Here is a 10483-nt window from a genome sequence, read left to right on the forward strand (position 1 = left end):
CGCATCACCACTTTCAGTTTGTCGCGGGTTGTACCTCAGTTTGCCAGCCGTTTTCCGCCACTTTTTTCCCCTTCGCGTCGTAAATTTGATAATTCACCTTCAGCGTGCCCGTCGTACGTGGTGTCACCGTGACGTCGCTGATGGTCGCCACGCTATCCGCAGCCAGCGTCTGCTGTTTATCACCCACCACCAGTTGCAGGTCTCCCAGGCTTACCTGCCATTTCAGGGAACAGTCGGAGCAGTCTTGATAGGTATCATTCACCGTCCACAGGCGCAGCGTGGCAGGCTTACCGGATTGCCACTCGGCGCTGACGGGCTCAATGGAGGGCAGCAGCGGCTGATAAGCGCGCTGCAGGGCGTAATAGCCCGGCTTCGGATGGCGCAGATAATCGACCACGCCCCAGTTAATGGAGGGCCAGGTTTCGACAAACATAAACTGGAACAGGGCGGTGACCGGCTGGTAACGCTGGCGACGATAGCTTTCCGCCGCCATGGCTACCAGCTCGGCCTGATACTGCTGGGTGTTGTGAATAAACGCATCAATATTGTTGCCGCGGGGGATTTTGGCAAAAACAAAGGTCTGGAAGGGCTGAAAATTATGGTACTTCCAGCGCTCCCAGCCCGGATCGTCGGCTTTGGTCGTTGCAGGCCACAGCACCGAGGGCGGGATAAAGGTTTTCAGCGTAGCGAGACGCGGCAGCGCCTGCGCGCCAAATTCGGTGATGATGGCGGTTTTCGCCGGGGCCAGCAGATCGCGCATCACGCCAAAATACCAGCCCTGCCAGTAGTGCTCTTCCACGGAAGAGAAACGGTGAACGATCCGCGAATTATCTTCGGCCAGCGTATCTGCAATTTTCTCCGTCAGCGCCCGGTTGAGATCTTTATTCCAGTCGGGAAAGCGTTTCTCCATCCACGGTGAGTTCCACGGCGGTTCATTATGGCCGCCCCAGACGATAATCGCGGGTGAGTTGCCAAACTGTTCCACCATCTCACGGGTCTGGCGCGCAGCGTTATCGGCAAAGGCCGCGCTGTTGTCATAACCCCACTGCAACGGTACATCCTGCCAGATCATCAGCCCGAGTTCGTCGGCAACCTGATAAAGCGGGCGGTTAGCAACATGTCCATGCACGCGAATAGCGTTAGCGTTCATCCCGAGTACCATTTGCAGATCGCGACGATACTTCTCTTTGGTCATGATGCTGAGCCACGGCGAACCAATATAGTTGGTGCCTTTAATAAATAAGCGCTTCTCGTTTACCAGCCAGCCGCGATTATCCGGCTGCTCTTCGACTTTACGCAGCCCGGTGCGGCTTTTTGCCCGATCCATTACCCCTTGTTTATCCGTCAGGCTCGCGCTTACGCGATACAGGTTCGGTTTGCCGAGGCCAGCGGGCCACCACAGTTTTGCCCCCTCCATCGGTAGCGTGAGGGTAAGTTTGTCTGTTTTCCCATTGGTGGCGTTGAGCGTGACGGCTTGCGCCAGATGAAAAGCCTGACCGCTAAAGTTATCCGGTGTGGCAACCAGTTTAAGCGTCGCCGATGCCGCTTTTTTTGCCCGGTAGCGGATCTCGGCGCGCAGCGCAGGTTTGTCTAAGCCGTTTTGCCAGTCAGGGCGCAGGATAATCTCGTCAATCACTGCGCCCCGGCTCAGATGAAGACGCACCGGTGACCAGATACCGCCGGAGTTAGCGTCCTGCCCGCGTTCGGACCATGCATCGCCGGGGCGGGTGTCGTGCTGATTAAGTACGCCTTTAACCAGCCCTTTATGCAGCGGCCATATAGTTTTTGGATCTTCCCAGGGGCTATCAACACGCACTGCCAGCCGATTATGGCGGTGCACCGCATCGGTGATATCGACGGCGAAACGCTGGAAATAGCCTTCATGGCGCGTCAGGTGTTTGCCATTTAGAGAGACATCGGCAAAGTAATCCACGCCATCAAACACCAGTGTCGCCATCGTCTCCGGCGCGAGCGCGGGCATCGCGAAGTCACGGCGGTACCACATTGCGCCCTGATGATCGTACCCGGCGCTGTACCAGTTGGCCGGAACCCGCAGCGTGCGCCAGTTTTTATCCTCTTCGCGAAGGCCATCAAAACCCGCCTGGTTAGCGTCATGCACGCGCCACGGACCCGCCAGCGACCAGTTCACCGGCGTTGGTTGAGCCTGGGCAAAGGCGCTGAAAAGCACAAGACAAGTGACAATGTAACGTTTCATTGATCGGTCTCCCGCGCAGTAAGCCAGGCGGTAGCGCGCTGGCGTTCATGGCGTAACGGCTCAAGGAGATTAACCAGTTCCTGTGGGCTGAGGCTTTGCGACTGGCTTTCCAGCGCCTCCAGCAACTGACTAAGGCGGGTGAAATCGAGGGCAATGGCTTCCCCTCGCAGTTTATGGGCGCTGCGGCGCACGGTTTCGCGATCGACACGTTGTATCGCCTGCTCCAGTTCGTCACAGAGGGTATATAGCCCCTCGCTGAAAATGGTCATCAGTTCATTGACCAGCGCGCGATCGCCGCCCAGTTGCGCCAGCAGCGCGCTTTCATCAGGCAGACCCTGCGCCGGTGCCTCGGCGGGCGCTGTTGGGGCTGCAACGGTTACGCGCCGCAGTTCGGCATCCAGCGCGTCACGGGTAACGGGTTTGGCAATATAGCCATCAAAACCGAGGGCTAAACAGCGCTCTTTATCGCCCTGCATGGCATGGGCGGTCATGGCAATCACCCGCTGCGGCATTAGGGCGCGCTGCATCTCTTCTTCGCGCAGCAGGCGAATGGCGGTTTCGCCGTCCATACCCGGCATTTGCAAATCCATCAATATCACGTCCCAGCGGTCGGCCTGCCAGCGGGCAAGGGCAGCGCTGCCGTTATCGACAATCTCACAATCATGGCCAAGCTGTTCCAGCAAGCGGTTCGCCAGTTTCTGGTTTACCAGATTATCTTCCGCCAGCAGAATGCGCAGGCCGGGATGCGGCGCGGGTACCGTCTTTGCCGCTTCGGCATCGGCGGGAATGGGGATCGGTACCGCCAGCGGATGGAGTAACGAGGCGATAGCTTGTTGTAATTCGCTGTGATCGACAGGTTTATGCAGATAGTGGGAGATGCCAATGCGCTTAAGCATATTGCGGTCGAAATGGCGGTTCATCGAACTGAGCATAATAATGCGGCTGTGGTTGGCATCCGGCAGCACCGAGAGTTCAAGGGCCAGCGAAATACCGTCCATTTCCGGCATCTGCGCATCCAGCAGGATCAGCGGAAACGGTGGCAGCTCTGCCGCCAGCGCGAGCGCCTCAAGGGGTTTATTAATGCATACTGGCGTAAGCCCCATCGCGCTCAGCTTGGCCTTTAGCAGCCGCAGGTTGGTGGCGTTATCGTCCACCACCAGTACGCGCTCGCCGTTGAATTTGAGTGTCTCGGACCAGGCCAGCTCTTCGCTGGTATGGCTTTCCAGCGGCAGAGAGAAAAAGAATTCGCTGCCCGCACCGGGAGTGCTGGCAACCGTTAAATGACCGCCCATCATCGACACCAGCCGTGATGAAATGGTCAGCCCCAGCCCGGTGCCGCCATAGCGGCGGGTGGTGGAGCTGTCCGCCTGGCTGAAGGCTTCAAAAATAAGCTGCTGCTTCTCCTCGGGAATACCGATGCCGCTGTCGCGGACGCGAAAGCGCCACTTTCCCCCGTCAGCGGGTTCAATTGCCAGCAGCACTTCGCCCTGATGGGTGAATTTCAGCGCATTGCTGATTAAGTTGGTAAGGATCTGGCGCAGGCGCACACTGTCCACCCGCACTATCTGCGGCAGCCCGGGATCGATATCCACCAGCAATTCGACCCCTTTTTCAGCGGCGGCGGGCATATGCGGGCGGATCAGCGACTGGATAAACGGGCGGATCTCCAGCGCTTCGTCATTAAGCAGGATCTTGCCGGCTTCGATTTTCGAGAAGTCGAGAATATCGTTGATGATATGCAACAGCGACTGCGCCGAACTCATCACCAGGGTTAAATATTCGCGCTGTTCAGCGCTCAGTTGGGTTTCCAGACACAGTTGCGTCATACCCAGAATGCCGTTCATCGGCGTGCGGATTTCATGGCTCATATTCGCCAGAAAGGCGCTTTTCGCTTCATTCGCCTGCCTTGCGACATGCGCCGCTGCAATGGCGATCAATTCGGCTTCTTTGCGGCGGTTAATATCCTGCAGCGTACCAATTACCCGCTCCATCGCGCCGTTCAGGTTCAGGGTAGTGACCTGGCCGGAAAGCAGCATCCAGCGCCACTCATCGCATTTATAGCGCAGGCGAATTTCACACTCAAAAACTGGCAAATGGTGCGCACGCGAGCGCAGCACCGCTTTTATCAGGCGTGGACGATCCGCTTTATGTACCAGCTGCAGCATCGCACTGACGCTATGTTGCCAGCTGTCGCGCGGCTGCTCTATCAGGCTTAACAGCGTATCGCTGAGCTGAAGAATATCCGTGGAGACCTGCCAGTCCCAAATGCCGATGTGAATAGATTCTGCCGCCAGCATAAAATCCGCATGCAGATCCTGGCGCGCCCGCTGTGCCATATCGAGCCGGGTGATATCCGTATGCAGGCTGATGATGCCGCCATCGGGCAGGCGCTGATGCTGAACAAACAGCCGCCGCTCGCCGTGGTTGCGTACTTCATAATGGTTCTGCAGCCGACAGTTGCGCAGCACCGACGCTTTCAGCGCCTGGCGTCTGGCGGGATCGGTATTAAACGCGGTATCGATAAACTGGCCGGTAAGCGCGGAGAGCGTGGCCCCCAGCTGTAGCCGCGACGCCATCGCCGGGTAAAAGAGGGGAATTTTGTCATTCCACGCCACCAGTCGCTCTTCGCCATCAAAGACAAGCACCGCGATTGGCAGGGTGTTAAGATCGAAACCGGCAGCGTTCATGATTGCGCCCCGGCGCGGTAATGAAGCTCAGCCTGGCGGCGTAAATATTCAAGCCCTGGCGCTATCGCCATCGCCCAGGCGGTGAGGATCTCTTCATCACACAGCGGATCGCGCAGGCGTACCGTGTCCAGCATCGCCTGTCGCCAGAGGGCAAAAAAGCGCGGCGGCAGATGCAAGCCGCTTTCGCCCTGATCGCGGGCCAGCTTTTCCAGAAAATCGGGCACGAAGAGTGAGCCATCGACCGCCAGCATGGCGAAGAAACACTTAAAAATTAGCTGGCGACCCTGGTCGGTATTACCGAGCAGAAAGTGACGCTCGGTCTCCGGCGACATATTCACGAAGGCGGTATAAAAGGCGTTAAAGAAGGGCTTTTTATCCTCCTGCGGAAAAACACGGCCGAGGCTTGCTTCAAAAAGATCGCGATAGAATTTCATTATTTCGCCTCCGTCCGACGCTCGCCGGGCAGGCAACGTCCCGGCGCATTAAAAACATCTGTCGCCCGCAGGTTGAAATAGCTGGCGCTGTCGATAAGGCCTCCATGAAACAGCGGGCCGCCGTGGGCTTTGTAAAAGAGGCTTTCCAGAATGATGGCGTTGGTGGAAAGCGTAATGGTGCGGTTGACATCCCCGGTAGCTTCGACCCGGCCTTCATACCAGCCGCGTTCGGCATCGTGGCTACGCCGCGTAACCTCCATCAGCGCATCGGTAAACGGCGTGTCCCACAGCACCCACAGGGCGAACACGGCTTTGGTGGAGACCTGGGCCAGTGCCGGATAGTAGTTGCCATCCGCGCCGAGGGTATTCCAGGCAAAACCATTGCCCCACACCGTATCATCGACATGCCATGGGGCTTGATTAAGGGCGTAATCGGCGCGGGCGGTGAGGACATTCTCTTTCTCCCAGCGGGTTTGCTGCGTTAGCCATACCAGCCGTGCCCGTTCACGCAGCGCCTGACGGGTTTCGCTCTCCACGCCCGGCGGCTGCCAGCCGAACTCCAGCCCCGGCAGCACCGCGGGCAGCGTGGTTATCAATGAAGGCTGCCAGGTGGTGCGCGGATCGCGGGCGTCAACGGTAATGGCCCGGTCATAGATAATCACATTGCGCGCCGGGGGGGCGAAAGCTTGCTCGGGGTTGAAGCCCCATAAGCGAAAGGCGGTGGCGGCATATTCACTCTCGCCGAGGCGCAACTCTTCGCGAATAACCGGCGTGCCATTCTCAACGGAGGAAGACCACAGTTCGCCGCGGGCATCGATAACCGGGCAGAAATTCCAGCGCAGGACAATTTTGTCGAGATACTCCTGATACTGGGGCGCCCATTCGCTCACCAGGCGCAAGGCCAGCATCAGGCGCGCCATATCCCGCGCCGACCAGCCGTTGCGCTGTGTCTGGCCGCTAAAGTCAACCAGCTTGCCGCTGTCGGTGGCGTAGAGACGACCGGGCGTGCGGCTATCGGCAAGATTCAGGCGGTTTAAGGTGCCGAGTAACTGAGTGAGTCGGCGATCGAACTCATCCTCGTGCACCAGCCCCAGCTCGCGGGCCGCCAGCAGGGCAATCAGCGTATCGCCCATTTGCCACAGCGTGACGCGAGGCTCTTTATCGTTACCGTTGACCAGCCCCGTTTGCGGCTGGGTATTGTTGACGAAGTAGCGCCAGGCGGTTTGCGCCCACTGGCGCTCTTGTGGCGTCAGGGCACTGATGCGCGCAGTGGTGTTCCAGCCGCCTTTACTTAGCCAGCGCCAGCCCGCCCCGTCGTTGCGCATCAGGGCGAACAGCGCAATAACCGCCGCCAGCAGGCAGAGGATGACGCGTGCAGCTTTGCGGCTTACTGTTTTAAGCATGACGCCGCCATCGGAGGTAATTTAACAGGCTCGACCTCTTTACAGGCGGCGCACTGGCACGCCTGACAGCTCGATTTTACGCGCAGGGCGGTGCCGGTCTGCTCACACCAGCTCTTCACCGCTGGCGTCGGATTGAGGAACGGACGGTTGCGTCGGGTGTTGTTCTCTTCAAACAGATCGACCAGTTTTTTCTCCCACAGCGACGGGGCAAAGTTTTTATCTTTCGGGTTATCGGTGTTAAAGCGCAGCAGCTTGCCGCTCTTTTTAAACAAAAGGGCTTCAAGCATGATGCCGTTGTTATTGGCGGTGAACTCCTTGATGGGACCGCTGCCGTTCTCATACAGCCCTTCGTAATAGCCTTTGCCCGCTTCGTTAGCGTTTTCAATCGCTTTGAACAGACGATCGGTGTAGGGCGAATTCCACAGCACCCACATACCGAGCGCCGCTTTCAGGGAGACGGCGGCGGTTTCAGGTACATACTGGCCGGTGTCGGTAATGGTGTTCCAGTTAAAGCCGTCGCTAAACACCGTGTCGTAAACAAAGTAAGGGGCTTTATCGAGTTGATGCTCGGAGCGTGCGGTCAGAATGCCGGTAATGGCGTACCGGTTCTCCTGTGCCTGATAGACGCGATCGGCGAAGTTTTTCATCCACGGATGGGAGAAGCTTTTGCTGTCCGTACTGCGATCGCTGACGTTATCAAAGCCCATCTCAAGGCCATACAGCAGATAGGATTCGGTGACCACATAGTTATGCTGGTAAGTCTGGCGTGAGTCGCGCGAATCATAAGGCACCAGCACGCAGTAGATATCCGCTAACTCATAGGGATCGGGTCGGCTGGCCTGGCAGGTATTAAATCCCCACAGCTGGTATCCCGCCGAGGCGTACTCCTCATAGCCCAGACGGCCCTCCTGGACATATTTAGGCTGACCGTTCTCAACAATGGCACCATACAGCGTGCCGCAGCCGTCAACGGCGTGGCTGAAATCCCAGCGCAGCACAACGTTATCAATACTGTTGCCATATTCGGGATAACGCTCTTTGATGATTTTCATCCACAGTAACATGCGGCCAATATCCAGCGCCGAGTAGCCAATCTCACCGGGTTTGTTTACATAGTCCACCTGCTGGCCGTTAACAGTGTTATAGGCTTTATTCGGCAGTTGATTACGAAACAGCTGCAGATTATTGAGGGTGGCGAGAAACTTAATTAAGCGGCGGTCGAATTCTGCTTTATCAATGATCCCCAGCTCGCGCGCCGCCGTCATCGCCCCCAAATAAGAGGCGCTGTCCCACATAGTGGTCGACGGGTAGTTATTTACCGCATTGACCAGCCCGGTGGTGGGCTGATAGTTGGCGACAAAATATTGCCAGGCGTTTTTCGCTATCTGCATCTCCTGGGCGGTTAAATCGCCGCTGCGCGCCGGGTAGTCGGAGGCAGGCAATCCCGAGGCGGCCTGCGCGCCGGTCATCACCAGGCAGAGTGCCACCATGCCTGCCCACCGGCGAAAAAGCGTTAAATAATTCAACTTCATGGCGTTGCTCCTGCTGCTGGGGTTGTTGGGCTTGAAGTGTGCATACAGCTCAGGCACAGCATCTGCCCGTGGGCAATATAGGAAAGGCTCTCCAGCACGACCGCGTTGGTATCGCCATCAATCACGTTGTTGACGCTGTTATTAAGATTCAGGCCGCGCTGCCAGCCTTTGCCGGGAACCTGTAATTTCACCACCTGCTCGCGCAGGGCTTCACTCCAGCCGTTACGAAACAGGGCGTACCACGCGAACGCTGAGCGGGTGGAGGTAATGGCGTACTGCTCCGGCGGCGCATTGCTCACGCTCACCTGATTGACAGGTTCGCGGTTCGGCAGATCGTTAACGTAATCCGGCGCGGGTTCGGCATAGTCGGTACTGATCGGCGGCTTACGCACCCGCAGGCTGTTACGTCGCTGCTGAATTTGCATGATGCGCCAGGCGATCTCGGCGCTTTGTGCATCAAAGCCGGTCTCCAGCCCGGTTAACAAATAGGGCAGGCTCACCAGGGAAGGCTGGCGTCCCCAGGGGGTACGCAGTCCTTCGTCGGGCACCATAATGCCGTCGATATCGATCATCGACTGGCCTTCTGGCGGGTTAGTTACCGCTAAGCCCGCCTCGCTGCCAACATGGCGCAGCGTCTGACTGGCATACAGGCGGTAACCGAAGCTGTTGCGCGGCTCATCCGTCGCCAGCGTCCAGTGGTGCACCGGCAGAGAAGCGCGCGTAGTTTCGCCGCTGGCGATCAATGCTCCGGTTTGCCACTGACTGAACAGATCGTGGATTTCCGCTGCGTGTTGCGGGTAGCGCCACAATAAGGTTTGCAGCGCCGTCAGTAAGCGTCCCATACCAATCGCCGAACTCTCGGCTTTACCCAGGATTTGCAGTGAGTCGGCGTGGTAATAGCTGGCGGGCAGCCCCTGAGGATTCAGAGGTAACTGACCGAGGCTAAACAGGGCGGCGGCGATGCGCTCGTCGAATTCGGCGGGGGTGATAATACGCAGCTGCTGCGCGGCCATGGCGGCAAAGAGATAGCTGCCGGTACTCCATAAGCTGAACCAGGGTTCCGCGTCGCGGGCATTCGCCAGCCCGTTCGGCTGGGTGTTATTGACATAATATTGCCAGGCGACGCGCGCCCAAATGGCTTCATTAAAGGTCAGTTCGCGTGTCGTAGGCAACGGCGGAAACGTCTTACTTAGCGCCAGACCGGCGGTGCTCTCAACGCGGGTCGGCATCTGGCGCTCCACCCACACCACGATAGCGAAGCCCAACAGGAAACCGAGCAGAATGGTGATATAGCTGCGGGCATTCAGCAGCGCTTCGCGCATTTTCATGGCGTCGGCTCCTCGTCAGGTGGCGTCCACATTGCCGCCAGGATCAGCGGGAGCATGGCGGCAATATTCACACCGCCCCAAAAAATATTAATGACGTAGCCGGAAGGATCGTCCACCTGACCGCGCGCTACCTGAATCCCACCCCAAATCAGACCCAGCAGGGTCAGCACCACAATGGCGATTTGTGGTTTTACGAGGTAGAGAAAACGCCCGGTCTGGCGCTCTTTGGGGGTAACGTGAAATTTAATCTGCTCGCCGCGCAATACGGTGTTGAGGGCGCGGAGATTCATCGAGAAGAAGGAGAGGTAAGACGCGCGCCCGTCCCACGCGTTAATGCCCCAGGTGCCAAACATAAACGCCAGCTCAGAGACAATAAAAAACGGCAGGAAATGGAGATAGAACGGTGTCGACCAGGCGGCAACGGGGGGAATGCCGGTAAACAGATAGATAATCGGCGAAATCAAAAAGATCGTATTCCAGACGCAAGCAAGATAGGACCAGAAGGTGGTGGCATACATCAGCGTCTGGGGCAGCGACAGCTTAAAGCGGCGGCGGGAAAAGATGTTGTCGTGAAACAGAATATCCAGCGAACCGGCGGCGTATTTGAAGCGCTGGATCATCCAGGTCAACATATCCTGCGGTGAAAGCATTTTCGATTCGATACGCGGATGCATCACCGAACGCCAGCGTCGCGCATCGTCCCCGTGCAGAACGATGGAGGTATAAATATCTTCCGAGACATGAAATTTGTACGGCGTCAGTTCAGTATCATAAATCACATGGGGGCGCATGGCGCTTTGCAGCGCTTCGCGCATTGCCGGATCGCGGATATCGCGGGTATGGCGGTCAATCTCTTCCTCAACGTTCCACACGTAGCTGCGCAG

General features: G+C 57.6%; 7 protein-coding genes. All 7 read right to left on the reverse strand.

Annotated features, from left to right (window positions below; genetic code table 11):
* Positions 1 to 13: 13 nt before the first annotated feature.
* Complete coding sequence (locus tag RW65_RS18975) at positions 14 to 2215, reverse strand: glycoside hydrolase family 2 protein (RefSeq protein WP_039058372.1); 2202 nt, start codon at positions 2213 to 2215, stop codon at positions 14 to 16.
* The gene (locus RW65_RS18980; RefSeq protein ID WP_039058373.1) at positions 2212 to 4902 is read right to left on the reverse strand and encodes a hybrid sensor histidine kinase/response regulator; all 2691 of its coding nucleotides are present in this window, start codon (positions 4900 to 4902) and stop codon (positions 2212 to 2214) included. Before RW65_RS18980 ends, RW65_RS18975 begins: the two co-directional genes overlap by 4 nt.
* Positions 4899 to 5336 (reverse strand): hypothetical protein, encoded by a 438-nt coding sequence (locus RW65_RS18985; RefSeq protein ID WP_039058374.1) that lies wholly within the window; start codon positions 5334 to 5336, stop codon positions 4899 to 4901. The genes RW65_RS18980 and RW65_RS18985 overlap by 4 nt, the downstream gene beginning before the upstream one ends.
* Complete coding sequence (locus RW65_RS18990) at positions 5336 to 6739, reverse strand: DUF3131 domain-containing protein (RefSeq protein WP_039058375.1); 1404 nt, start codon at positions 6737 to 6739, stop codon at positions 5336 to 5338. Before RW65_RS18990 ends, RW65_RS18985 begins: the two co-directional genes overlap by 1 nt.
* Positions 6724 to 8271 (reverse strand): DUF3131 domain-containing protein, encoded by a 1548-nt coding sequence (locus RW65_RS18995; RefSeq protein ID WP_039058376.1) that lies wholly within the window; start codon positions 8269 to 8271, stop codon positions 6724 to 6726. Before RW65_RS18995 ends, RW65_RS18990 begins: the two co-directional genes overlap by 16 nt.
* Positions 8268 to 9599 (reverse strand): DUF3131 domain-containing protein, encoded by a 1332-nt coding sequence (locus tag RW65_RS19000; RefSeq protein WP_039058377.1) that lies wholly within the window; start codon positions 9597 to 9599, stop codon positions 8268 to 8270. The genes RW65_RS18995 and RW65_RS19000 overlap by 4 nt, the downstream gene beginning before the upstream one ends.
* The coding region (locus RW65_RS19005; protein WP_039058378.1) for a glycosyltransferase family 2 protein at positions 9596 to 10483 on the reverse strand (888 nt) is incomplete at its 5' end. The genes RW65_RS19000 and RW65_RS19005, both read right to left, overlap by 4 nt.

This window comes from Enterobacter sp. Bisph1 (genome assembly GCF_000814905.1).
Lineage (GTDB): Bacteria > Pseudomonadota > Gammaproteobacteria > Enterobacterales > Enterobacteriaceae > Kosakonia.